20 protein-coding genes are annotated in these 23,999 nt (G+C 72.9%); 11 read left to right on the top strand and 9 right to left on the bottom strand.

Annotation, left to right across the window (positions count from 1 at the left end):
• Nucleotides 1-49 precede the first annotated feature (49 nt).
• From ACWC0C_RS40600 to ACWC0C_RS40610, 3 genes are read right to left on the bottom strand one after another with little or no spacing between them, the layout of a single operon-like run.
• Nucleotides 50-1,120 (bottom strand): threonine aldolase family protein, encoded by a 1,071-nt coding sequence (locus ACWC0C_RS40600; RefSeq protein ID WP_450869587.1) that lies wholly within the window; start codon nucleotides 1,118-1,120, stop codon nucleotides 50-52.
• Nucleotides 1,117-1,908: an SDR family NAD(P)-dependent oxidoreductase gene (locus tag ACWC0C_RS40605; RefSeq protein WP_450869589.1), complete on the bottom strand. Its 792-nt coding sequence runs from the start codon at nucleotides 1,906-1,908 to the stop codon at nucleotides 1,117-1,119. The genes ACWC0C_RS40600 and ACWC0C_RS40605 overlap by 4 nt, the downstream gene beginning before the upstream one ends.
• On the bottom strand, nucleotides 1,905-3,302 hold the full coding sequence (locus ACWC0C_RS40610; protein ID WP_450869591.1) for a DUF6421 family protein: 1,398 nt from the start codon (nucleotides 3,300-3,302) through the stop codon (nucleotides 1,905-1,907). Before ACWC0C_RS40610 ends, ACWC0C_RS40605 begins: the two co-directional genes overlap by 4 nt.
• Before the next feature lie 393 nt (nucleotides 3,303-3,695).
• Between ACWC0C_RS40610 and ACWC0C_RS40615 the strand changes: the two genes are divergently transcribed.
• Entirely contained in the window at nucleotides 3,696-4,379 is a 684-nt protein-coding gene (locus tag ACWC0C_RS40615; RefSeq protein ID WP_449199655.1) for a glycerophosphodiester phosphodiesterase, read from the top strand.
• A gap of 37 nt (nucleotides 4,380-4,416) precedes the next feature.
• Here the strand turns inward: ACWC0C_RS40615 and ACWC0C_RS40620 are convergent, their stop codons facing one another.
• Nucleotides 4,417-4,953: a GNAT family N-acetyltransferase gene (locus tag ACWC0C_RS40620; protein ID WP_449199654.1), complete on the bottom strand. Its 537-nt coding sequence runs from the start codon at nucleotides 4,951-4,953 to the stop codon at nucleotides 4,417-4,419.
• A 70-nt stretch (nucleotides 4,954-5,023) separates the two neighbouring features.
• Between ACWC0C_RS40620 and ACWC0C_RS40625 the strand changes: the two genes are divergently transcribed.
• The 3 genes from ACWC0C_RS40625 (at nucleotide 5,024) to ACWC0C_RS40635 (ending at nucleotide 7,564) form a co-directional block, all read left to right on the top strand.
• A complete protein-coding gene (locus ACWC0C_RS40625; protein ID WP_450869594.1) occupies nucleotides 5,024-5,416 on the top strand; it encodes a VOC family protein in 393 nt (130 codons plus the stop codon).
• 179 nt (nucleotides 5,417-5,595) lie between these two features.
• A complete protein-coding gene (locus tag ACWC0C_RS40630) occupies nucleotides 5,596-6,360 on the top strand; it encodes a VOC family protein (protein ID WP_449199652.1) in 765 nt (254 codons plus the stop codon).
• Nucleotides 6,361-6,511: 151 nt separating this feature from the next.
• Nucleotides 6,512-7,564 carry an aldo/keto reductase gene (locus ACWC0C_RS40635; protein WP_450869596.1) on the top strand — a complete coding sequence of 351 codons (1,053 nt, stop codon included), beginning with the start codon at nucleotides 6,512-6,514 and terminating at the stop codon, nucleotides 7,562-7,564.
• 75 nt (nucleotides 7,565-7,639) lie between these two features.
• Here ACWC0C_RS40635 and ACWC0C_RS40640 read toward each other — a convergent pair whose 3' ends face one another.
• Both ACWC0C_RS40640 and ACWC0C_RS40645 read right to left on the bottom strand, forming a co-directional pair.
• On the bottom strand, nucleotides 7,640-8,161 hold the full coding sequence (locus ACWC0C_RS40640) for a MarR family winged helix-turn-helix transcriptional regulator (RefSeq protein WP_450869616.1): 522 nt from the start codon (nucleotides 8,159-8,161) through the stop codon (nucleotides 7,640-7,642).
• A 425-nt stretch (nucleotides 8,162-8,586) separates the two neighbouring features.
• The gene (locus ACWC0C_RS40645) at nucleotides 8,587-10,281 is read right to left on the bottom strand and encodes an FUSC family protein (protein ID WP_450869598.1); all 1,695 of its coding nucleotides are present in this window, start codon (nucleotides 10,279-10,281) and stop codon (nucleotides 8,587-8,589) included.
• Between the two features lie 167 nt (nucleotides 10,282-10,448).
• Between ACWC0C_RS40645 and ACWC0C_RS40650 the strand changes: the two genes are divergently transcribed.
• From ACWC0C_RS40650 to ACWC0C_RS40665, 4 genes are all read left to right on the top strand, one after another.
• On the top strand, nucleotides 10,449-11,006 hold the full coding sequence (locus ACWC0C_RS40650) for a DUF5134 domain-containing protein (RefSeq protein WP_450869600.1): 558 nt from the start codon (nucleotides 10,449-10,451) through the stop codon (nucleotides 11,004-11,006).
• Nucleotides 11,007-11,093: 87 nt separating this feature from the next.
• Nucleotides 11,094-12,029, top strand: coding sequence for a M56 family metallopeptidase (locus ACWC0C_RS40655; protein ID WP_450869602.1), 936 nt, complete (start codon nucleotides 11,094-11,096; stop codon nucleotides 12,027-12,029).
• A gap of 306 nt (nucleotides 12,030-12,335) precedes the next feature.
• Entirely contained in the window at nucleotides 12,336-13,025 is a 690-nt protein-coding gene (locus ACWC0C_RS40660) for an HAD family hydrolase (protein ID WP_450869604.1), read from the top strand.
• Nucleotides 13,026-13,201: 176 nt separating this feature from the next.
• Nucleotides 13,202-13,870: a TetR/AcrR family transcriptional regulator gene (locus tag ACWC0C_RS40665; RefSeq protein WP_450869605.1), complete on the top strand. Its 669-nt coding sequence runs from the start codon at nucleotides 13,202-13,204 to the stop codon at nucleotides 13,868-13,870.
• A gap of 47 nt (nucleotides 13,871-13,917) precedes the next feature.
• Here ACWC0C_RS40665 and ACWC0C_RS40670 read toward each other — a convergent pair whose 3' ends face one another.
• A complete protein-coding gene (locus ACWC0C_RS40670; protein WP_450869607.1) occupies nucleotides 13,918-14,496 on the bottom strand; it encodes a DUF6214 family protein in 579 nt (192 codons plus the stop codon).
• Between the two features lie 196 nt (nucleotides 14,497-14,692).
• On the opposite strand from ACWC0C_RS40670, the gene ACWC0C_RS40675 reads away from it, so the two are divergent.
• Together ACWC0C_RS40675 and ACWC0C_RS40680 are read left to right on the top strand one after the other, a co-directional pair.
• The gene (locus ACWC0C_RS40675; RefSeq protein ID WP_450869608.1) at nucleotides 14,693-16,027 is read left to right on the top strand and encodes an FAD-dependent oxidoreductase; all 1,335 of its coding nucleotides are present in this window, start codon (nucleotides 14,693-14,695) and stop codon (nucleotides 16,025-16,027) included.
• Between the two features lie 140 nt (nucleotides 16,028-16,167).
• Nucleotides 16,168-17,541 (top strand): nucleobase:cation symporter-2 family protein, encoded by a 1,374-nt coding sequence (locus ACWC0C_RS40680; protein WP_450869609.1) that lies wholly within the window; start codon nucleotides 16,168-16,170, stop codon nucleotides 17,539-17,541.
• 35 nt (nucleotides 17,542-17,576) lie between these two features.
• Here the strand turns inward: ACWC0C_RS40680 and ACWC0C_RS40685 are convergent, their stop codons facing one another.
• Nucleotides 17,577-17,933 (bottom strand): ArsR/SmtB family transcription factor, encoded by a 357-nt coding sequence (locus ACWC0C_RS40685; protein ID WP_449199642.1) that lies wholly within the window; start codon nucleotides 17,931-17,933, stop codon nucleotides 17,577-17,579.
• Between the two features lie 131 nt (nucleotides 17,934-18,064).
• Here ACWC0C_RS40685 and ACWC0C_RS40690 point away from each other — a divergent pair, with 131 nt between their 5' ends.
• A complete protein-coding gene (locus ACWC0C_RS40690) occupies nucleotides 18,065-19,144 on the top strand; it encodes an NADH:flavin oxidoreductase/NADH oxidase (RefSeq protein ID WP_450869611.1) in 1,080 nt (359 codons plus the stop codon).
• 600 nt (nucleotides 19,145-19,744) lie between these two features.
• Here ACWC0C_RS40690 and ACWC0C_RS40695 read toward each other — a convergent pair.
• On the bottom strand, nucleotides 19,745-23,999 hold a 4,255-nt coding region (locus ACWC0C_RS40695; RefSeq protein ID WP_450869612.1), incomplete at its 5' end, for an HAD-IC family P-type ATPase.

A 23,999-nucleotide genomic window follows, 5' to 3' on the forward strand; every position in this document is an offset into this window, starting at 1 on the left:
GACAGTCAATGACTTTTCGAGTGATCGCATACCTATGCATAGCTGGGGACTAGCGCGCCATCTCCTCCTTGAGCGCGGCGACGAAGGTGTCGACGTCGTCCTCCGTGGTGTCGAAGGAGCACATCCAGCGCACCACTCCGGCGCCCTCGTCCCAGAAGTAGAACCGGAACCGCTTCTGCAGGCGCTCGCTCACGTCGTGCGGGAGCTTGGCGAAGACGCCGTTGGCCTGCACCGGGTAGAGGATCTCCACGCCGTGCACCGCGCGCACGCCCTCGGCGAGCCGCTGGGCCATCTCGTTGGCGTGCCGGGCGTTGCGCAGCCACAGGTCCTTCGCCAGCAGCGCCTCCAGCTGCACCGACACGAAGCGCATCTTGGAGGCCAGCTGCATCGACATCTTCCGCAGGTGCTTCATCTGCCGCACCGCGTCCTGGTTGATGACCACGACCGCCTCGCCGAAGACGGCGCCGTTCTTGGTCCCGCCCAGCGAGAGGATGTCGACGCCGACCGCGTTGGTGAACGTCCGCATGGGCACGTTCAGGGAGGCGGCCGCGTTGGCTATCCGGGAGCCGTCCAGGTGCACCTTCATGCCCCGGGCGTGGGCGTGCTCGCAGATCGCGCGGATCTCGTCCGGCGTGTAGAGGGTGCCCAGCTCCGTGCTCTGGGTGATCGAGACGACCTGCGGCATCGCGCGGTGCTCGTCCTCCCAGCCCCAGGCCTGCCGGTCGATCAGCTCCGGCGTGAGCTTGCCGTCGGGCGTGGGCACGGTGAGCAGCTTCAGGCCGCCCATCCGCTCGGGCGCGCCGCCCTCGTCGACGTTGATGTGCGCGCTCTCGGCGCAGATCACCGCGCCCCAGCGGTCGGTGACCGCCTGGAGCGCGACGACGTTCGCGCCGGTGCCGTTGAAGACCGGGAAGGCCTCCGCGGTGGCCCCGAAGTGGCTGCGGATGATCCCCTGGAGGTTCTCGGTGTACTCGTCCTCGCCGTACGCCACCTGGTGGCCGCCGTTGGCCAGGGCCAGGGCGGCCAGCACCTCCGGGTGGGCTCCGGCGTAGTTGTCACTGGCGAAACCGCGGACCTGCGGGTCGTGATGGCGACGCGCGTCGGTCTTGGGAGGGTTCACGGCTTCTCGGTCAGCCACAGACGGTTTCCGTTCACTTCACCGGCGGACTTGCTCCAGACGCCCTCGATGGCCTCGGCGAGGTCCTTGACGTCCGTGAAGCCCGCGAACTTCGCGTTGGGGCGTTCGGCGCGCATCGCGTCGTGCACCAGCGCCTTCACCACCAGGATGGCAGCAGCCGCACGCGGACCCTCCTCGCCCCCGGCCTTGCGGAAGCCGTCCGCCATGGCCAGCGTCCACGCCTCCGCGGCGGCCTTGGACGCGGCGTACGCCGCGTTGCCCGCCGTGGGCTTCGACGCGCCGGCGGCGCTGATCAGCAGGTAGCGGCCGCGGTCGCTGCGCTGCAGGGCGTCGAAGAAGGCGAGGGAGGTGTGCTGGACGGTGCGGATCAGCAGCTTCTCCAGCAGATCCCAGTCGGAGAGATCGGTCTCGGCGAAGTTCGCGCTGCCGCGCCATCCGCCGACCAGGTGGACCAGGCCGTCGATCCGGCCGTGGTCCTTCTCGATGCGGTCGGCCCAGGCCCGGGTGTTCTCCAGGTCGAGCAGGTCGACCGTCTCCCCGGTGACCGTGGCACCGCCACGCGCATAGCGAGCGGCGTCCACGGACTCCGCCAGGCGCTCGGGGTTGTTGTCGGCGCCGACGACGACCGCGCCGGCCTCGGCGAGCCGGACCAGTGTCGCGTGTCCGGCCGGTCCGCCCGCACCGGCCACCGCGATCACCGCACCGCTGAGAGACCCGTTGTTCCCCACGTTCTTCCCCTCTTGAACAGTGTTCTGGACGCGGTCGCTCACGCGGCGACCGGCTCGGCGCTGTCCGCCGTGATGCCCTTGGTGGAGGCGATCACAGTCTTCAGCTTCTTGGACAGGGCCTCGTAGAACATGCTCAGCGGAAACTCGTCCGGAAGCACGTCGTCCACGAGCTTGCGCGGCGGCTGGGTCAGGTCCAGGGCGTCCGGGCCCTTGGCCCACTTCGAGCCCGGGTGCGGGGCGAGGTAGGTGGAGACCAGCTCGTAGCCGGCGAACCAGTGCACGAGCTTGGGCCGGTCGATGCCGTCCTTGTACAGCTTCTCGATCTCGGCGCACAGCTGGTTGGTGACCTGCGGGGCGCGCTCCCAGTCGATGGAGAGCTTGTTGTCGGTCCAGCGGATGACGTCGTGCTTGTGCAGGTAGGCGAAGAGCAGCTGGCCGCCGACGCCGTCGTAGTTGCGCACCCGGTCACCGGTGACCGGGAAGCGGAACATCCGGTCGAAGAGCACCGCGTACTGCACGTCACGGGCCTGCGGGACGCCGTCCGCCTGGAGCTTCACGGCCTCCTTGAAGGCAGTGAGGTCGCAGCGCAGCTCCTCCAGGCCGTACATCCAGAACGGCTGGCGCTGCTTGATCATGAACGGGTCGAACGGCAGGTCGCCGTGGCTGTGGGTGCGGTCGTGGACCATGTCCCACAGCACGAAGGCCTCTTCGCAGCGCTTCTGGTCGTGGACCATCGCGGCGATGTCCTCGGGGAGTTCGAGGCCCAGGATGTCGACGGCCGCGTCGGTGACCCGGCGGAAGCGTGCGGCCTCGCGGTCGCAGAAGATCCCGCCCCAAGAGAAACGTTCCGGCGCTTCGCGTACGGCGATGGTCTCCGGGAAGAGCACTGCCGAGTTCGTGTCGTAGCCGGAGGTGAAGTCCTCGAACGTGATGCCACAGAACAGCGGGTTGTCGTAGCGGGTGCGCTCCAGCTCGGCCAGCCAGTCGGGCCAGACCATGCGCAGGACGACCGCCTCCAGGTTGCGGTCCAGGTTGCCGTTCTGCGTGTACATCGGGAAGACGACCAGGTGCTGGAGGCCGTCCGCACGGTTCGCGGCGGGCTGGAAGGCCAGCAGGGAGTCCAGGAAGTCCGGCACCTGGAAGCCGCCGTCGGCCCAGCGGTGCAGGTCCTTCACCATGGCCTGGTGGTAGGCCTCGTCGTGCGGGAGCAGCGGGGACAGCTGCTCGACCGCGTCGACGACACGCCGTACGGCGGTCTCGGCGTCCGCCTTCGCGGGGGCGCCCTCGGCCTCGAAGTCGATCGATCCGTCCTTCGACTGCCATGGCCGGATCTGCTCCACGGCATCCTTGAGCACGGGCCAGGCCGGGTGCTCGATCACCCTGTTCGACGAAGGAACCTGTCCTTCGGTAGCCGCCTGCACAAGAATTTCCGTCATGTCCCATCCTCCACGGGAGAACCTCGCGTCGCGGACACCGTATGCATACCCGGTTTCCGCCAGCAAGAGGCAGCTCGGGAAAATTTTCTGTCCAGCACCTTGGTCACGGACATTTTTCCTGCCGTAAACCGTGACGGCGCTCACTTCCGTCGGGTACCCCTGATCCCCGCGCCGTAGCGATCCGGTCGGTCAAGGCACGCGGGACTCGCCCACGAGAGGGTGACGGTGGGGGCGGATATCGGCCAGCTGACAGCTGCCACGCGCCCCTAATGCCTCATGCACGTGCGGGTTCATCGCGGGGCCCGGCCATTAGGCTGCGACTCTCCCGCGCGGACGACGGCGTCCGTCCGTCCCGCGCGTGCCGAGCCGCCGTCGACGGAAGCGAGTCGAACCTTGAACTTTCTTACCATCGGTCACCGCGGGGTCATGGGTGTCGAGCCCGAGAACACCCTTCGTTCCTTCGTCGCCGCGCGGGACGCCGGCTTCGACCTGATCGAACTCGATCTGCATCTGAGCAAGGACGGCGCCCTGGTCGTCATGCACGACGCCGAGGTGGACCGTACGACCGACGGCACCGGGCCGATCGCCGACAAGACCCTGGCCGAGCTGCGCGCCCTGGACGCGGGCCGCGGCGAGCGGGTGCCGGTGTTCGAGGAGGTCCTGGACGCTGTGCACACGCCGCTCCAGGCCGAGATCAAGGATGTGGCGGCAGCCCGGGCGCTCGCGGCGGTGATGCACGAGCGCGACCTGGTCGGTCGCGTGGAGGTGTCCTCGTTCCACGACGAGGCGGTCGCCGAGATCGCCCGGCTGGTGCCGGGCGTGCGCACGGCGCTGATCGCCGGCCGCTACGGCACGGACGTGGTGGAGCGCGCGGTCGCCGTCGGCGCGGCCACGGTCTGCCTCAACATCCGCCGGCTCACCCTGGAGGTGGTCGAGCACGCACGCAAGTCCGGGCTGCGGATCATCGGCTGGGTCGTCAACACCCAGGATCATCTGCGGCTGGTACGCGCGCTGGAGTTGGACGGCGCGACGACCGACTTCCCGGAGATCAAGCGCACGGCGCGCTTCACGGCGTAACCGGGCGCTTCACGGCGCAGGTGGCAGACCGAAACGATCAGAACTTCTTGATCAGCAGTTCGAACTGCAGGTCGTCGCGCTGCGGGATGCCGAAGCGCTCCTGGCCGTACGGGAAGGGCGACATCTTTCCCGTACGGCGGTAGCCGCGCCGCTCGTACCAGGCGATCAGGTCGTCCCGTACGGAGATCACCGTCATGTGCATCTCGGTGGCTCCCCAGGCCTCGCGGGCCTGGCGCTCGGCCTCCGCCATGACCGTCTTGCCCAGGCCCGCGCCCTGCAGCGTGGGGCTGACCGCGAACATACCGAAGTAGGCGTGGTCGCCGCGGTGTTCGAGCTGGCAGCAGGCAACGATCCGGCCGTCCTGCTCCACCGTCAGCAGCTTGCTGTCGGGCGACTTGATCACGTCCAGCACGCCGTCGGGGTCCGTCCGCGGGCCCTCCAGGATGTCCGCCTCGGTGGTCCACCCGGCCCGGCTGGAGTCCCCGCGGTAGGCCGACTCGATCAGCGCGACCAGCGCGTCGACGTCCGCGTCGGTGGCGTCGCGGAAGGTGGGTCCGGTGGTGCGCGCTTCCATGGGGCGGTCTCCGATCTCGGGCGTGGCTCACCCAGGGTCGAGGGTAACCCTGCCATTAGGCTCCGCCTGCATGGTGCACGTACTCAGCAGCCGAACGCTGCTCACCCCCACCGACCCCGAGCGCTCCCGGGCCTTCTACGGCGAGCAGCTGGGACTGTCCGTCTACCGCGAGTTCGGCGCGGGGCCCGAACGCGGGACGGTCTACTTCCTCGGCGGCGGCTTCCTGGAGGTGTCCGGGAGGTCGCAGACGTCGCCGTCTCCCGCGGTCCGGCTGTGGCTGCAGGTCGACGACGTGACGGCCGCGCACGAGGAGCTGCGGGCGAAGGGCGTCGCCATCGCCCGGCCGCCGGTGAAGGAGCCATGGGGCCTGGTCGAGATGTGGATCACCGACCCGGACGGCACCCGCATCGCGCTGGTGGAGGTCCCGGATGACCATCCGATGCGGTACCGGCCGGGGATCTAGTCCGCGTGGGTGCCGCTGCCGCCGCCGCGCAGCCGGGCGTCCTCCTGGTCGTGGCCGTCGTACTCGGTGATTTCCGGGCTCCGGGACCGCCCCGGATGGCCGGGGCAGGGGGGCGGGGTTAGCGTGCGGGAGAGATCTCTGTGCCGTACGGCAGTCCACCCGGCCGGAAGGAATCCCCCATGAAGTTCGACAAGCCGGTGATCGGCGGACCGTGCTGGACCGAGCTCGGGACCAGCGATCTGGAGGGGGCCAAGCGGTTCTACACCGAGTTGTTCGGCTGGCGGCCGGAGACCGATCCACGGCCCGAGGCGGGCGGGTACACGGTGGCGCACCTGGGGGACGCGGCCGTCGCCGCGCTCACCCCGCTGTACCAGGAGTCCCAGCCTGTGGCGTGGAACGTCTCCTTCGCGGTGACGAACGCGGACACGGCGGTACGGAGCGTGGAGGAGGCCGGCGGGACGGTGGTCCTCGGCCCGATGGACGTGTTCGACGTGGGCCGGTTCGCGGTGGCCCTCGACCCGACGGGAGCGGCGTTCCAGCTGTGGCAGGCGCGGTCGTTCCCGGGCGCCGGGCTGTTCAACGCGCCCGGCACGCTCGGCTGGGTGGAGCTGGCGACCCGGGACACCGAGCGGGCCCAGGACTTCTACACCACGGTGTTCGGGTGGAGCGTCAACGCCTCCGGCTGGTACACGCAGTGGGGCATCGACGGCGACGACTTCGGCGGCATGGCCGACATGGGCGACCGTTTCCCGCCCGAGGTGCCGCCGCACTGGCTGCCGTACTTCGCGGTGGCCGACGTGGACGCGACGGCCGAGGTCGCGGCGGGGGCGGGCGGTGCCGTCCTCCTGGCTCCCGTGTCGGTGCCGGACGGCCCGCGCATCGCGGTGCTCCGGGATCCGCAGGGCGCGGCGTTCGGGGTACACCAGGCGGGCGAGGAGGGCTGAGACACTTCGCCTGCCCCGCTCTCTCCCCCCGTTACCCCGCTCGCCCCGCTCGCCCGCTTGCCTTCGTGCACGCTTCAACTCCTAGCGTCGCGGGCACCACCCGTAGCCCGGAAGACCTGGGCATCCCGGGAAGCTCGGAAAGGGAGCACACGTGCGTCACACGCTGTTCGGACGGACCGGTCTGCGCGTCAGCGAGCTCGCGCTCGGCACGATGACCTTCGGCGAGGACTGGGGGTGGGGTGCCGGCAAGGACACCTGCGCGCGGATCGTCGACGCCTACGCCGACGCCGGCGGCAACTTCATCGACACCGCCAACAACTACACCGACGGCAGCTCGGAGCGGATCCTCGGCGAACTGCTCGCCGGACGCCGGGACCACTTCGTCCTGGCCAGCAAGTACACCTGCGGTACCCGCGACGGGGACCCCAACTCCGCGGGCAACCACCGCAAGAACCTCGTGCAGTCGGTCGAGGAGAGCCTGCGCCGGCTGCGCACGGACCGGCTGGACGTGCTGTGGGTGCACGCCCGCGACAACTTCACCCCGGTCGAGGAGGTGATGCGCGCCCTGGACGACGTCGTGCGCTCCGGGAAGGTGCTGTACGTGGGCGTCTCGGACTGGCCTGCCTGGGAGATCGCGCAGGCCAACACCCTTGCGGAACTCAGGGGTTGGACGCATTTCGCGGGCTCGCAGCTGCGCTACAGCCTGCTGGAACGCACTCCGGAGCGCGAACTGCTCCCGCAGGCACGAGCGTTCGACCTCGCCGTGTTCGCCTGGGAGCCGCTGGCGAGGGGCAAGCTCACCGGGAAGTACCGGCGCGGGGAGACGGGACGGCTCGACGTCGTGGGTGACGAGCCGACGGCCCGGGAGGAGGAGGTGATCGGCGCCGTCCTGGAGGTCGCCGAGCAGGGCGGCTGGAGCCCGGCACAGGTGGCCCTGGCGTGGCTGCTGGGGCGCCCCGGGAACGTCGTACCGCTCATCTCCGCCACGAAGCCGGAGCAGCTGGCCGACAACCTCGCGAGCACCGAGGTCCGGCTGGACGCGGACGCGCTGAAGCGGCTGGACGAGGTGAGCGCGGTGCCGCTCGGCTTCCCGCACGACTTCCTGCGGGAGCCGCCCATCACACGGAACGTCTACGGCGACCGCTGGGCCGACATCGACGACCGCCGTTCCACGTACCGCCGTACGGTCCACGACGTGCTCTGACGCCGGTCGCGTCAGCTGTATCCCTGGACGGGGACGTGAGAGCCGCCTGGCATCGGCGGCCGCCTAGAAGGCGTCCTAGGCCCGCAGCGCACCCATGCGGCCTTCCAAGCGGCTCAGCAACTCGGCGAGCAGGCCCGCGAGTTCGTCCTGACCCTCCGGGGCCAGCACCGACAACACGGCTGTTTCATAGGCGAGTTGCTCCGGGAGGATGCCGTCCACCAGGTCGCGGCCGGTGTCGGTGAGACGGAGGTGGGCGACGCGGCGGTCACGGGTGTCGCCGCGCCGCTCGACCAGTCCGCGTTCGGTCAGCTGCTTGAGCCGCTTGGTGACCGCTGCCCCCGAGGAGAAGGTCTCCCGGGCCAGCTCCCCCGGGGTCAGCTCATGGCCCGTACGGCGCAGCGCGCCCAGCAGGTCGAACTCGGGCCTGCTGAGCCCGGCCCGCCGCAGCGGGGCGTCCTCGGCCTGCTGGAGGAGAGCCGCGCAACGGTTGATCCGGCCGATGACCTCCATGGGCCCGGTGTCCAGCTCGGGGTGCACGGCCCGCCACTGCCGGACGACGGCGGCGACGGTGTCCCGGCGCGCGGGGCCGGGGCCCATTTCGGGGGTGGGGTGTGCGGCGCTGCCGGTGTCCTCGCCCGGGGAGGCATCTGCGGCGTTGCCGACGTCTGCGCCAGGGCCGGTGCCCCGGCCGGGGCGGACGCCCGTGCCGCGGTCGGCGTCCGGGGCACTGCCGGTGTCCGAGCCAGGGCCGGTGTCCGAGCCAGGGCCGGTGCGTGCGACCGGGGCGGCATCTCCGTCGCTGCCGGTGCCTGCACCGCGGCCAATGCCCCCGTTGGGGTCGTTGCCTGTCGCCGGTCTGCCGGAACTGACGTCCGCTCGGGCGCCGGTTTCCGTGCGGGGCTCGGTTCGCTTGCCGGCCTTGGGCTTGTCGGCGCCGGGGCGCGCGGCGGTGGGGCCGGGCTCGGCCGCCGGTCCCCCGTCGGCCGTGTCGTCCACCGGTGGGCGTCCGCCGTTCGTCGCCGTCATCGCCGTGTGTCCTCCGTCGTCCTGCCCGGGTCCTCGCCCAGATGCTTGCTCTGGTTCTGGTTCTGGTTCTGCGGTACGAGACCCTGGCGTCGTACCGTCGCCGCGAGCGTACGGTGTCCGGACCGTTCGGCCTGCACGACCCGCTCCTCGGGCAGGGCGCGCTGCCACCACTCGCCGGAGGCGGCGTCGGCCGTGGCGCGCAGGTCGACGAGGGCCGCGGCGAGGGAACGGCGGGTGGACTCCAGGGCACGAGGGGCCGGGTGCGGCTCGGCGAGCAGCCGGGCGGCGTTCTCGCGGGCGCGCTCCGTGGCGGTCAGCGCGTGTTCGAGACGGTCGCCCGCGCGCCGGTTGGTGACGGCGACGGCCGCGACGAAGCCGACCAGGGCGCCGACGAGGGTGTCCACGAGCCGCTCGGTGATCAGCGCGGCCGGGTTCTGGGCACGGGCGAACTCGGTGATGAGCAGGGCCATCGGGGTCACGCAGACGCTGCCGAGCCAATAGTTGCGCGCGATGAGCGCCTCGGCGCCGAAGTTGAAGGCGAGGCAGCACAGCACCAGCGCGGCCGGGTGGAGATGGGCGAGCGGGACGACGGCGGCGAAGACGAGGACGCCGACGACGTTGCCGACGACACGCTGGATGCCCCGGCTCCAGGTGAGGGTGACGTTGGCCTGGTAGAGGGAGGCCGCGGTGACCAGCGCCCAGTAGGGGCGGCCGACCCCGAGCGCGAGGGAGGCGTAGCCGGCCAGGGCGCAGCCGATCGCGGTGCGCGCGGCGATCGGGGCCAGGGGGGCCAGGCGGTGGCGCAACGGACGTGGCGGCAGGGCGAGTTCGGTGTCCACGCCGAGGAGTTCGTCGGCGGCTTCGCGCGCTTGCCCGACGCGCGGGATCCGGCCGGTGCCGCGCAGTTCACGGGCCCAGGTGCGCAGCCGTACGGGGTCGGTGTCGCCGGGGGCGGCGAGGGCGACCTCGGCACGGACCAGGAGCCGTTCCAAGGCGCGCCGGGTACGGTCGGGGCGGGCGCCGGCGGCGAGCAGGGTCTGCCAGGCGGCGTGGATCGCGGCGGCGGCAGCGGTACGGGCCCTGGCGTGGCCGTCGGCGGTGCCGCGGGCGCCGGCGTATCCGGCGGCCGCGTTCAGCGCCTGGGCGGTGGCACGGCGCTCGGGGCCGTACGGGCGGAGCAGTCCGGGCGCCATGCCGACCAGCCAGGCCCAGACGCCGGCCGCCAGGGCAAGACCGACGTGTCCCGGCACCTGGCCGAGGGTCTGCGGCACGAACAGCGAGGCGGAGCTGATGAAGGTCGGGACCACGTTCGCGGGCGGTCCGAGCCGGGTGGCGTCGGAGACGGTCTTCTGGACGGCGGCCATGACGGCGCCGACGGTGACGAGGACGACGGCATCGTTCGTGAGCGACGCGGCGAGCAGAGCGAGGGCGAGGCCGCCGACCATGCCGACGACCACCCGGGCCAGGAGGCGGGCGCGGGCGGCGTAGGGCCGGTTGTGGCCGTAGAGCGCGCACAGCGATCCGGCCATCGTGTACATCGCGAGGTCGAGGCGGCCGAGCGCCAGCAGGAGCAGGTTGGGCGGGGCGACCGCGGCGACCACGCTCAGCGCGGGCTTGAACCAGATGTCGGAGGGCCGTCCGAGCCGGAGCATTCCGGCGAGGGGAAGTCGGTGGGGGGTCGCACTGCTCATACCATCAATTTAGCATGTGTTTTACTCGTAAACTTCCAAGGCTTCGCGCCTCGCTCACCTGCCGTGCTCCCTCGAATGCTCCCCGTGTACATCCTTGCGCTCGCGTGCGCTCCGTATGACGTGGGCATCGCATCTCTCGGACCCGACCGTCGAACGGGGAGGTGCGCGTGCACGGACCGGTGCCGGCAACGTGGCTGCTGGTCGCCCTGTGCGCGGCGACCGGCGCCTACTGCCTGCTGCGGATGCGCAGCGACGTCGAGGAGCAGCGCCGGGCCGCGGGCGGCGAGGCGCTGATGGGCTTCGGTATGGCCGTGATGGCCGTACCGGCGGCGGTGTTCACGCCGCCGAGGTGGGCATGGCCGGTGTACGCGGCCGTGTTCGGCGCGGCGGCGCTGCGCGCACTGTGGGCCGCGCGTGCCGCCCCGCATCATCTGCACCACCTGGTGGGGGCCTGCGCGATGGTCTACATGTCGGTGGCGATGGCCGCGGCCCCGCCCGGCGTTCACCACGCGCACGACGGTGCCGGGGTGCCGTTGCTGACCGGCGCGCTGCTGCTGTACTTCGCGGGTTACGTGCTGCTCACCGGCGCCCGTCTGGTGCCGACAACCGTCGCGGTGGCCGGGGCCGGCGGCGGCTCCGCCCGCTGGGGCGACCGGCCGGAGCTGGCACGGGCCTGCCGGCTGTCGATGGGGATCGGCATGGTGGCGATGCTGCTGACCATGTGAGCGGCGTCTGTGCGGGCGCGTTGTCTGCGTCACTTCGCCAGCACGGACCGTACCGGTGAGCGGCCTCACGCTCATAGGGTGCTGACCATGCTGGTCCCCATGACCCTGCTGCTGCTCGGCGCCCTGTTCGCCGTCGTCGCCCCGCGGTTGCTCGCCCGGGCCGACTGGCCGGACCGCGAACCGGTCCTCGCCCTGTGGGTGTGGCAGTGCCTCGTGGCGGCCGTCCTGCTGTGCTGCCTCCTGTCGATGACGCTCAGTGCGTCGGCGGCCTGGCTGGCGGTGCGCGGCCATGTGTTCGCCCGGGCTCCGCGCGCGGTCGTGGACGCGTACGCGCTCGGCACGGCCGGGCCGTGGGCGGCACCCACTGCCGTACTACTGGCCGCTGGTGGCCTGTGGAGCCTGGCGATGCTGGTGCGCGAGGTCGTACGGGCCCGCACCCGGCGGCGTACCCGGCGGGCCGAACTCCTCGTGCGTGCCCCGCTGTTGCCGGGCGAGGAGCCTTCGCGCGGCCGGCTGGCGGTGCTGGAGGACGAGCGTCCCGACGCCTGGTGGCTGCCGGGTGCGGCACCCCGGCTGGTGATCACGACGGCCGCGCTACGCCGCCTGAAGGGGCATCAGCTGGACGCGCTCCTCGCCCATGAGCAGGGCCACGCGCAGGCCCGGCACGACTGGCTGCTGCACTGCTCGGCGGCGCTGGCCGGCGGGTTCCCGCAGGTGCCGGTGTTCGCGGCGTTCCGCGACGAGATGCACCGGCTGGTCGAACTGGCCGCCGACGACATGGCCTCACGGCGCTTCGGCCGGCTGACGACCGCGCTGGCACTCGTCGAACTCAACGAGGAGCGGGGCGTGTTCGGGCCCTGCCCCACCCCGCAGGCCCATGTGACGCAGCGGGTACACCGGCTGCTCACTCCCCCTGACCGGCTCCCCGCACTGCGACGGCTGCGCCTGACGGCGCTGGCGGCGCTGGTTCCGGTGATCCCGGTGCTGGTGGCCCTGATGCCCGGATTGCGGGCGCTCGGCTGACGGCGAGGAGGGACGGCAGGCGGCTGACCTCGCTGGCTGCGCACTGTCGACTAACGTTGGCCGGCTATCGACGGCGGACTGCCCCTGGTCAACTGTCGACTGCCGACCGTCCACTGGTCGGGCACCGCATGCACCGCAGCCCCACGCGACCTCGGCCCCGTCCGAGGACCCTGCCGCACCGCTTCGGCGCGAGCTGCGCCCGATGGCGTACGTCTCCGTGACGGAGGTGGGCGTGACCCGGGTGTGGTTGGGCGTCTTCGGTCGCGCCGACACGCCTGGTGACCGGCCCCCGATAAGGTCGGCCGCATGACTGCCGTGTTGTTCGACTTCTCCGGGACGCTGTTCCGCGTCGAGTCCACCGAGTCCTGGCTGCGGGCCGTACTGACGGAGACGGGTCACGCCCTGCCCGAACCCGAACTCCGGGCGGCCGCAAGGGCCTTGGAGGCGGCCGGTGCGCTGCCGGGCGGTGCGAATCCGGTGGAACTTCCGGAGGACCTGGCCGAGGTCTGGGCGGTGCGGGACGAGAGCGCGGAGTTGCACCGGGCCGCGTACACGGGTCTGTCCCGGCGCGTGCCGCTGCCCGACCCCGGGCTGCACGACGCGCTGTACGAGCGGCACAAGACCCCCGCCGCCTGGACCCCGTACCCGGACGCCGCAGAGGTGCTGCGCACGCTGCGCGAGCGCGGGGTCGGCGTGGGCGTGGTGAGCAACATCGGCTGGGATCTGCGGCCGGTGTTCCGCGAGCACGGGCTCGACCGGTATGTGGACGCGTATGTGCTGTCGTACGAGCACGGCGTGCAGAAGCCGGATCCGCGGCTGTTCTCGGTCGCCTGTGCGGCACTGGACGCCGACCCGCGTCAGGTGGTGATGGTGGGTGACAGCAAGGAGGCGGACGGTGGCGCGGCCGCGCTCGGCTGCCGGGTGCACTTCGTCGACCATCTGCCGGTGATGGACCGGCCCGACGCGCTGCTGCCGGTGCTGGATCTGGTGGGCTGAGGGCCCGGGAGACCCTCGGCCGCCAGCGGTCAGCCCTGGTAGCCGACGCCGCCCGCCTGAGACGATCCCCCGCGTCGCCCCAGACGGACGGCAGCCCTGGACAGGGCCCGCGCAATGGCGGCGCCCACTGCGTTGAGTATAGTTGGCTGGCAGCCAGTCAACGCAGGAGTTTCAGGATGTCCCCGCGCAGCGCCTCGGTCAATGAAGAGTTGCGGCGGCGTTCCCGGGAGCGGCTGCTACAGGCCGCGGTGGAGCTGGTCGACGAGCACGGTTTCGAGGCCACCACGCTGGGCGACATCGCGGACCGGGCCGGTTCGGCGCGCGGACTGGTGTCGTACTACTTCCCCGGCAAGCGCCAGCTGGTGCAGTCCGCCGTGCACCGGCTGATGCACGGCACGCTGCAGGAGGCGCTGGAGCGGGAACCGCGCACCGAGGACGGCCGGGAGCGCCTCGCCCGGGCCATCGACGCGATCCTGGGCCTCGCCCGCGACCGGCCGGTGCTGATGCGGCAGCACATGGCGGGGCTGCTCCATGCGGAGGGGTTCGTGGCGTGCCCGGAGCAGCGCCGGCTGGCGGAGCTGCTCAGCGACACCGTCACCCGATACGGCTCCCAGGACGTCGCCGCCGACTATCCGATGCTGCGGGCCCTGTTGATGGGGGCCGTGTATGCGGCGCTGATCCCGGGGGCGGCGATGCCCATTCCGGTGCTGCGGGCCGAACTGTTCCGGCGCTACGGGCTCGACTGGGAGTCGGGTGTCCCGCCGGAGAGCGAGTCGGGCACGGAGGCGCGGGAGCGGGACCTGTCCCGGTTCTTCGCGACGGAGGAGCGTACGGCCAACCCCTGAGACGGGTCGCGGCCCCTTGAGACGGGGTCAGGTAGCCGGAACCCGCCTCAGGCGCGGCGGGCATGACGGGGTGTCAGGAGCCCGGCGTCCCGCGCCTGGGCGATCAGTCTGAGCGAGCGGCGGCGGCTGTGTCCGGTCGCCCTCATCACGGCCAGCACCGGGTCGGCGCCCTCCTGCTGCGCGGTGCGGTACTCCTGTGCGACGAGCCGACGGCCCTCGATGCCACGCGGCCAGACCGGCCGGGCGCGTCGCGGCGCCGCGCAGAGCACGTTCTCCGCCCCGCCGTCCCCCGCCCCGCCGTCACCCTCCTTGCCACCGTCCCCCTTCTCGTTCTCGCCCTCGGCTTCCGGTTCGAGCCGCGCCTCGGGTGGCTCGTCGCCGTCGGCCTCGTGTGACCGCTCCACCCCGCAGGACTCGAACAGCGGACCCTCGATCCAGCCCGCGAGCCCCGCCAGGTCGGCCAGGGACAGGGCCGGCCGGGCCCTGACGTCCTCGATGGACAGGCATCCCTCGTGCACGACGGCCAGGGCGTCGACCCGTGCGCCGTCGGGGAAGGCCAGCCGGACCTGGAACCAGGAGGTGGTGCCGCCGCGCTCCCGCACCTTCCACGCGGGCCACACGGACACCGCGCCGTCCTCCGTGTTCCGATCAGAAAGATTAAGCAAGGATGCTTCTAGCACACACGCTACGTAACCGCATGATCGCATTCCATACGGAACGGACACGCGCCGGGGTCACCCCGCCGGACCCTGCCGCCGCGGGCCCGGGGGTGCCATGCTGGTGGCGTCCGCACACCACCTCCTTCGGTCGAGGAGTTTCGCTGTGCTGCGTGTCGCCGTCGTCGGTTCGGGGCCCAGCGGGTGCTACACCGCCCAGGGCCTGGTTCAGCAGGATCCCGAGGTGTGCGTGGACGTGCTGGACCGGCTGCCGTGCCCGTACGGCCTGGTCCGTTACGGTGTCGCCCCGGACCACGAGAAGATCAAGTCCCTGCAGGGCAGCCTCAGGACGGTACTGGAGCACGAGCGGGTGCGGTTCCTCGGCGGGGTCCGGGTGGATGGCCCCGGCGGAGTCCCGGTGGAGCGGCTGCGGGAGCTGTACCACGCGGTGGTGTACTGCGTGGGCGCCGCCGCCGACCGCCGGCTCGGGATACCGGGTGAGGAGCTGCCGGGCAGCTGGTCGGCGACCGAGTTCGTGGCCTGGTACAGCGCGCACCCGGACACGGCCGACGCGGGCTTCGTGCGCGCGGTGCGGTCGGCCGTCGTCATCGGCGTGGGCAATGTGGCGGTGGACGTCACGCGGATGCTGGTCCGGGGTGCCGCGGAGCTCAGCCCGACGGACATGCCGCAGGCGGCGCTGGACACGCTGACGGCGAGCGGGATCACCGAGGTGCACATGGTGGGCCGGCGCGGCCCCTCCCAGGCCCGCTTCACCACCAAGGAGCTGCGCGAGCTGGGCACCCTGCCCGGCACCGAAGTCACCGTCGATCCGGCCGACCTGGCGCTGGATCCGGCGGACCCCGCCACCCTGCCCGCCGTACAGCGCCGCAATCTGGAGGTGCTCCGCGGCTGGGCCGCCCGGCCCGCGGCCGGCGCCGCCCGGCACATCGGCCTGCGGTTCTTCCTGCGCCCGGTGGAGCTGCTCGCGGACGCGGGCCGGGTGGGTGCCGTGCGTTTCGAGCAGACCGTGCCGGACGGGCAGGGCGGGGTGACGGGCACCGGACGGTTCGAGGAGGTGCCCGCCCAGCTGGTGCTGCGCTCGGTGGGCTATCGCGGAGTGCCGCTGGCGGGACTGCCGTTCGAGGCCTCGAGCGGCACGGTGCCGAACGCGGCGGGACGTGTCGTACGCGACGGCGTCCCCTCCCCCGGCGAGTACGTCGCCGGGTGGATCAAGCGCGGCCCGACCGGTGTGATCGGCACCAACCGGCCCTGCGCCAAGGAGACGGTGGCCTCCCTGCTCGCGGACGCTCCCGCACTGCTGCGCCGGCAGGTGCCCGCGGATCCGGTGCCGGCGCTGCGGGCGGCCGGGGCCGAACCCGTGCCGTGGGCGGGCTGGCTGGCGATCGAGCGGGCCGAGGCCGAGCTGGGCGAACGGCTCGGGCGGAGCGTGGTCAAGCTGGCCGACTGGGACGCCCTGCTCACGGCTGCCCGCTCGGCGTAGCCCTGGGGGCCGGGGATTCCCCGACGGCACGGCGGGCATGACACACACCGGCAACAGACCGGAAATCAACAAACTGTTCAAGGCGCCTACGGTCTCGTCCTGTTCGGATGTCCCCCCGCCCGGCCCAGGTTGGAGTCCCCATGTCCACCACCGCAGACGTCCACCCCGTCGACGAGATACCACCGGTACGGCAGTTGGCCGCCTTCGGGCTGCAGCACGTGCTCGCGATGTACGCGGGTGCCGTCGCCGTGCCGCTGATCGTGGGCGGCGCGATGCGGCTGTCGCCCGCCGACCTGGCGTATCTGATCACCGCCGATCTGCTGGTGTGCGGGATCGCCACGCTGATCCAGTGCGTCGGCTGCCTGCGGTTCGGTGTCCGGCTGCCGATCATGCAGGGCTGTACGTTCGCGGCCGTGTCGCCGATGGTGCTCATCGGGACGACGGGCGGCGGGCTGCCCGCGATCTACGGCGCGGTGATCGTCGCGGGTCTGGCGATCATGCTGCTCGCGCCGGTCTTCGGCAGGCTGCTGCGCTTCTTCCCGCCGCTGGTGACCGGCACGGTGATCCTGATCATCGGGGTCTCGCTGCTGCCGGTCGCGGGCAACTGGGCGGCGGGCGGCGTCGGCGCGAAGGACTTCGGGGAGCCGAGGAATCTGGCGCTGGCGGCCTTCGTGCTGGCGGTGGTGCTGGCCGTACAGCGGTTCGCGCCCGCCGCCCTCGCCCGGGTCGCCGTCCTGACCGGCATCGTGGTGGGCGTGGCGGTCGCGGTGCCGTTCGGGTTCACCGACTTCAGCGGGGTCGGGGACGCCGACTGGGTGGGCATCAGCACGCCGTTCCACTTCGGAGCACCGGCGTTCCATGCGTCCGCGATCGCGTCGATGCTGGTGGTGGCGCTGGTGACGATGACGGAGACGACCGGTGACCTGATCGCGGTCGGCGAGCTCACCGGGCGGAAGGTCGAGCCGCGCTCGCTCGCCGACGGGTTGCGCGCGGACGGTCTGTCGACCGTGCTGGGCGGCGTGTTCAACACCTTCCCGTACACGGCGTACGCGCAGAACGTGGGCCTGGTCGGCATGACGCGGGTGCGCAGCCGCTGGGTGGTCGCGGCGGCCGGCGGGATCCTGGTGCTGCTCGGTCTGCTGCCCAAGCTGGGCGCGGTGGTCGCGGCGATCCCGGCGCCGGTGCTGGGCGGCGCCGGTCTGGTCATGTTCGGCACGGTCGCGGCGAGCGGGCTGCGGACGCTGGCCCGGGTCGACTTCAAGGGCAACAACAACCTCACCGTGGTGGCCGTCTCGGTGGCGATCGGCATGCTGCCGGTGGGGGTGCCGACGGTCTACGAGAAGTTCCCGGACTGGTTCCAGACGGTGATGAACAGCGGCATCAGTGCGGGGTGCGTGTCCGCGATCGTACTGAACCTGCTGTTCAACCATCTTCCGGGGAAGGCAGGTTCGGGTGCCGTGGCCGAAGGCTGTGAAGGGGTGACGGCCGAGCAGGCCCCGGAAGAGGCCGTCTGACTCGTGCCGCCAGACGTGCCACCGAGGCGGTTGCTTCAGGTGCCGTCGCCCAGGCGGTGGGACTGCCGGTCGGCGGCGGCGAGGAGGCTGTCGAGCAGGCCCGGGAAGAGACCCTCCAGGTCGTCCCGGCGCAGCGCGTTCATCTTGGCCGTGCCCCGGTAGATCTGCCGGATGACCCCGCTCTCGCGCAGCACCCGGAAGTGGTGCGTGGTGGTGGACTTGGTCACCGGCAGTTCGAACTGCGAGCAGCTCAACTCCGCTTCCTGGGCGGCCAGTTCGCGCACGATCTGCAGCCGCATCGGGTCGGAGAGGGCGTGCAGCACGGCCTCCAGCCGGATCTCCTCCCGCTCCGGGTGCGGCAGGGCGCGGCCGGCGGTGGCGGTCTCGGTCACGGCGGCTGCCCTTCGTCACGGATCTCCTCGGCTGCGACCATTGTACGAGAGACATCGTAGTTTGACATGTCTCGTAGTACGAGGGTTATCGTACGAGTCGACCAGCGGTCCCGTGACGAATGGAGTCCGTCGTGAGTGCGCTCTTCGAGCCCATCACCCTGCGCGAAGTGACCATCCCGAACCGGGTGTGGATGCCCCCGATGTGCCAGTACTCGGCCGAGGCCGAGGGTCCGCTCGCGGGCGCCCCGCACGACTGGCACTTCGCGCACTACGCGGCGCGCGCCGCGGGCGGCACCGGCCTGATCATCGTCGAGGCCACCGCGGTGGCGCCCGAGGGCCGGATCTCCCCCTACGACCTCGGCCTGTGGAACGACACACAGGTGGAGGCATTCCGCCGGATCACCCGCTTCCTCGGCGCCCAGGGCACGGTGCCGGGTATCCAGCTGGCGCACGGCGGCCGCAAGGCCTCCACCGACCAGCCCTGGAAGGGCGGCGCGCCGGTCGGACCGGAGGCGCACGGCTGGCAGCCGGTCGCCCCGAGCGCGGTGCCCTTCGACGAACGCCACCCCGTGCCCACCGAGTTGACGGTCGATCAGATCATCGAGATCGTCGGTCAGTTCGCCGCCGCGGCCCGCCGGGCGCTCGCCGCCGGCTTCGAGATCGCCGAGATCCACGGCGCCCACGGCTACCTGATCAATGAGTTCCTGTCCCCGCACTCCAACCACCGCACCGACGCCTACGGCGGCTCGTACGAGAACCGCACCCGGTTCGCCCTGGAGGTCGTGGACGCCGTACGGGCGGAGTGGCCCGAGGACAAGCCGGTGTTCTTCCGTGTCTCGGCCACCGACTGGCTCCGGGACGGCGGCTGGACCACGGAGGACACGCTCCGCTTCGCCCGGGACCTGCACGCCCACGGCGTCGACCTCCTCGACGTCTCCACCGGCGGCAACGCCTCCGGCGTGACCATCCCGACCGGGCCCGGCTACCAGGTGCCGTTCGCCGCCCGGGTCAAGGCCGAGACGCCGCTGCCCGTCGCCGCCGTAGGACTGATCACCGAGGCCGAGCAGGCCGAGAAGATCGTCACGAACGGCGAGGCGGACGCCGTCCTGCTAGGCCGCGAGCTGCTGCGCAACCCGTCCTGGGCCCGGCACGCGGCCCGAGAACTGGGCGGCGAGGTCAGGGTCCCGGACCCGTACCACCGGTCGGTCTGACAAGCGCCCGACCTCACCGACCGGTCCGTGCACGGCGCCGCGGGCCGGCCGGCCGAGCGCTGGCGATCTCGCCGGACGGATCGGGCGCGGGTGATCCCGCCGCTCGGTCCGAGCGCGGGCGGCCCACCTGCCCGGTCCGGACCGAGCACAGGCGGCCCACCCGGCCGGTCCGGACCGAGCACACGCAGCCCGCCCGGCCGGTCCGGACCCAGCGCAAGCGGCCCCACTCGACCAAGCCGGACCGAGCACAAGCGCCCACCCGACCGGTCCGGTCCCGGCACAGACGACCCGTCCGACCGAGCCGGTCCCAGCACAAGCGGCCCCGCCCTACCGAACGGGTCCCAGCACAAGCGGCGCCGCCCTACCGAACCGGTCCCAGCGCAGGCAGCCCACCCAGCCGGTCCGGATTCAGCACAAACGACCTCGCCCGACCGAGCCGGATCCAGCACAAGCCGCCCCGCCCGACCGAGCCGGACCGAGCACAAACGACCCCGCCCGACCGAACCGGACCGAGCACAAACGACCCCGCCCGACCGAACCGGACCCAGCACAAGCGACCCCACCCGACCCAGCCAGACCCAACACAAACGCCCCCGCCCGTCAGCCCGGTAGCAGTCGGCCGACCGTCTCCTCCAGGCGGGGTAGCACCCGCTGCCCCGCCGGGGCCAGGGCGACCGCCGCAAGGACCCCGGCCCAGGCCACCGGACCCAGCGGGGTGCACCCGACGGCGTGGCTGACGCCCGGGGTCTGCACCACCGTGACCAGCGCCACGGCGGAACCCAGGCAGGTCACCTGCACCAGACGGCTCTCGCGCCGGTCCAGCAGCGTCTGCACCAGCTGGGTGCCGACCACCGCGCACAGCGCCATCGTGCTGGAGCGGCGCGCGCTGCCGGGTGTGAAGCGGCCGATCAGCCATGCCGTCACCGCGCCCAGGCAGGTGGTCAGCGCCCGGTGCCGGATCTGCCGGAGCAGGGGCGCGCCGAGAACGGCGGAGGCGTCCTCGGGGGAGCCGCTACGCAGGCGTACGATGCCGGGCTCGCCGTCCTCGGGCGATGCGGTGCGGGCGCGTAGCGTGCCGGGCGCGTCGTCCTTCTCGGTCACCGCCACGGCCATCGACGGGAACAGGTCGGTGAAGAGGTTCACCATGAGCATCTGCCGGGTGGACAGCGGCGCCCGGCCGGACAGCAGCGTGCCGAGGATGCCGAACCCGACCTCGCCCGCATTGCCGCCGATCAGGATGGCGATGGCGTCGGCCACGCTGTGCCACAGCGCCCGGCCCTCGCCGACCGCGTCGATCAGGACCGTCAGGTCCTCGTCGGTGAGGACGACATCGGCGGCGTTGCGCGCGGCGGCCGAACCGCGCGCGCTGATGCCGACCCCGATGTCGGCGGCGCGGATGGCCGCCGCGTCATTGGCGCCGTCGCCGACCATGCCGACGACCCGGCCCGCGTCCCGCAGCGCCTCCACGACCTGGAGCTTCTGCTCGGGCGCGACCCGCGCCACCACGCCCGCGTCGCGCAGCATCCGGGCCCGGGCCGCCCGGTCCGCCGCCGCCAGCTCGTCCCCGGTGACCACGACGATGTCCTCGGGCCAGCCCAGGTCGGCGGCGATGGCCCGTGCGGTCTGCGGATGGTCGCCCGTGAGCATGACCGGTCGGACGCCCGCCTTGTGCAGCCCCTCCACCAGCGCCGTGGAGGTCTCGCGCGGTACGTCGGACAGGGCGAGCAGACCGGTGAACTCCAGGTCCCGCAGCGGCTGTTCGAGGACGTCGGCGGCCTCCCGCCCGTCCGCGCCGAGCCGCCGTTCGGCCACCGCCAGCACCCTGAGCCCGTCCCCGGCCAGTGTCTGCGCCGCCTCGGAGACGTCCGCGGGAAGTCCGGAGCAGGCGGGCAGCACCGTCTCCGGGGCACCCTTGACCACGAGCACGAGCGGGCCGTCCCCGCTCCGGCCGACGGCTGCGGCATATCCGCGTGCCGCCTCGAACGGCAGGTCGGCCTCCTGCGTCCAGTCCGGGTCGGGTCCGGCCGCCGCCAGCACGGCCTCGTCGGTGGCGTGCACCGGCTGCTCGGAGCCGCCGTCGGGGTGCGGGCAGGCGCGGGCGGCGGCCCGTACGGTGCCGGCGGACCCGGTGTCGTCGACCGCGCGGACCGTGCCGTCGGCGTCGGAGGTGCGCACCAGCCGCAGCTGGTTCTCGGTGAGGGTGCCGGTCTTGTCGAAGCAGATGGTGTCCATGCGGCCCAGCGCCTCCAGGGTGCGCGGGGTACGGACGAGGACACCACCGCGGCTCAGCCGCCGGGCCGCCGCCAGCTGCGCGACCGTGGCCACCAGCGGCAGCCCCTCCGGTACGGCCGCCACGGCCACCGCCACGCCACCGCTGACCGCCTCCCGGATCGGGGTGCCCCGAACCAGCGCCAGCCCGGTCACCGCCGCGCCGCCCACCAGGGTCAACGGCAGTGCCTCGCGGGTGAGTTCCTGCAGCCGGGCCTGTACGCCGCCGGCCGGGGGTGTGCGCGCGGCGAGATGGACGGCGCGGGCGGCCTCCGTGCGCTCACCGGTGTCGACCACCACGGCCCGGGCCTGGCCGGCCGCCACGGTCGTACCCTCGAAGACCATGCAGCGCCGGTCGGCGACGACTGCGTGCGGGGTCGGGTCCGTCTGCTTCTCCACCGGCAGCGACTCGCCGGTCAGCGCCGACTCGTCGACCTCCAGGCCGTCCTGCCACAGCAGCCGGGCGTCGGCGGGCACCACGTCGTCCGCCTTCAGCTGGATCACATCGCCCGGATGCAGCTTGCCCGCGTCCACGGTGCGCGTACCGCCGGCCGGTGCCTCCTCCTCCGGTGGCACCAGACGCGCCTTCCGCTGCTGCTCCGCGAGGAGTCCGGACAGCGCCCGCTCGGCACGCAACCGCTGCACGCCACCGACCAAGGCGTTCAGATCGAGGGCGCCGACGACGAGCAGCGCGTCCACGACGGAGCCGAGGATCGCCGACGCCGCCGAGCCGACCGCGAGGACCGGGGTGAGCGGGTCGTGGAGTTCACCGCGTACGGCGCGGCCGAGCCGGTAGGACCAGCGCGCGGGCGCGACGGCCGGGTTCCGGGCGACACCGGCGGCGGCCTTGCGCACGCGAGCGGTCAGTCCCTCGAACGCGCCGCCCTCGTCGGCCGGTTCGTGCTCCAGCCGCTCCCGGGCCTGCTCGGGGTCCAGCTCGTGCCAGTGCACGCGCGGACGCGGGTGCGGGGGCCGGGCCGTCGCGACGCCGAGCGCGGCGCGTACCCCGGACAGCAGGGCGGTCGCGGCGCCGGCGTCGACGGGGGCGTGCCGCAGCCCCGGCAGGGCGGCGAGGCGCCCTTGGCCGCCGCCGGACTCGCCGATGGCCACGAGAAGACCGGAGAGCGCGGCGCCGGAGCGGGCGAGGGTCTGGGCGTGCCGGCCGACCATGCGGGCGGCCGGGATCGCGGTCAGCACCCGCCACACATCGGGCAGCCCGTGCAGAGCCAGGATGTCCGCGCCCCAGACCACGGCGCCCTCGCGGTCGGTCAGGGCGAGGGCGATGTCGGCGGCGCACAGCCCGGCCAGGACGTCGTGCTCGTCGGCCGCGCGCACCCGGGCGACGGCGAGCACCGCGCCCGCGTCCCCGCGCGCCTCGTACACCACGTCGTCCAGCGGTCGGCGCGCGTCCACGACCTGGTCGGCGAGGCCGGTGAAGTCCTCCAGGGCGGGGTCGTCCACGAGCACCACCCTGAGTCCCGCCCGGCGGGCCGCGTCCAGCACCGGCTCGGCCCAGGGGTCGGCCTCGCCCTCGTCGGTGCGCAGCACGCTCGGGTGCAGGACGACCGTGCCGGCCATCTCCAGCCGGCGCAGCCGGTCCGGGTCGCGCACCAGCACGCCGGTGCGGGCGAGGGCGGCGCTCAGCAGCGCGTGGAAGGCGGCGGGGCCGTAGCGGGCGGCCTTCGGGGAGCCCGCGAGGACCGCTTCGGCGGCCTCGGCGCCGTCGTGCTTGACCAGCAGGGTGGCCGCGGCGCCCAGCACGCTGCCCGCGGCGGCGTGGTCGGCGTACTTCTGGGCCGGGGTCTCCGGCAGCGGCGGGCGGGCGGCGCCGTCGGCCGGGAGGCTGACGCGGCCGGGCGCGCACAGCCGGTCGTGCACCGCGTCGAAGGCGGCGGCACGCGCCACCGTCTCGGCCACCTGGCAGGCCCGCAGGACGGCGTCCAGCAGGAGGGAGGTCGGGGTCTGCCCAGCGCCGTGGACGGCGGCGTTGGCGCAGGCCAGCACGAGGTCCATGCGGGAGTCCCCGAGCCGGGCGCGCAGCCGGGCCCGGAAGTGCGGGTTCTCCCGCAGCAGCGTCACCACCGCGGTCGCGAGGCGCGGCGATGGCGGCAGCCGCAGCAGGTAGGCGGCGACTGCGGCGCCGATGCCCACCCCGTCGGCGGCGAGTGTGGCCACGGCCGCGCGCACCCCGGCCGGGTCCGCGGGATGCGTGGTCTCGTCCACGTCCGCGCCGGACAGCACCAGTCCGTGCCGCTCGGCCAGGTCGGCGGCGTGCGCGACGACCCGGTCGGCGGCCTCCTCGCCGGTCGCCGTCACCACCAGCCGCGCGAGCCCCTGGTCCCAGTACGCGACCAGCACGTCGGGCCGCTCGGCCAGCGTCTCGGCCACCCGGCGCGCCAGCTGCGCCGTGCCGCCCACGCGCCGGACCCGCTCCGGCACCACGGGCCGCAGCGCGAGATGGGCACGGGCACCGGCCCGCCAGTGGCCACCGGCGCCGGGCAGCGCGTTGCGCGCGACCCGGCCCACTCGTACGGCGGCGTCCGCGCCGCGCACCCCGGCACGCGCCGCGGGTACGGCGCGTGCCGGG

The organism is Streptomyces sp. NPDC001709 (assembly GCF_053596375.1).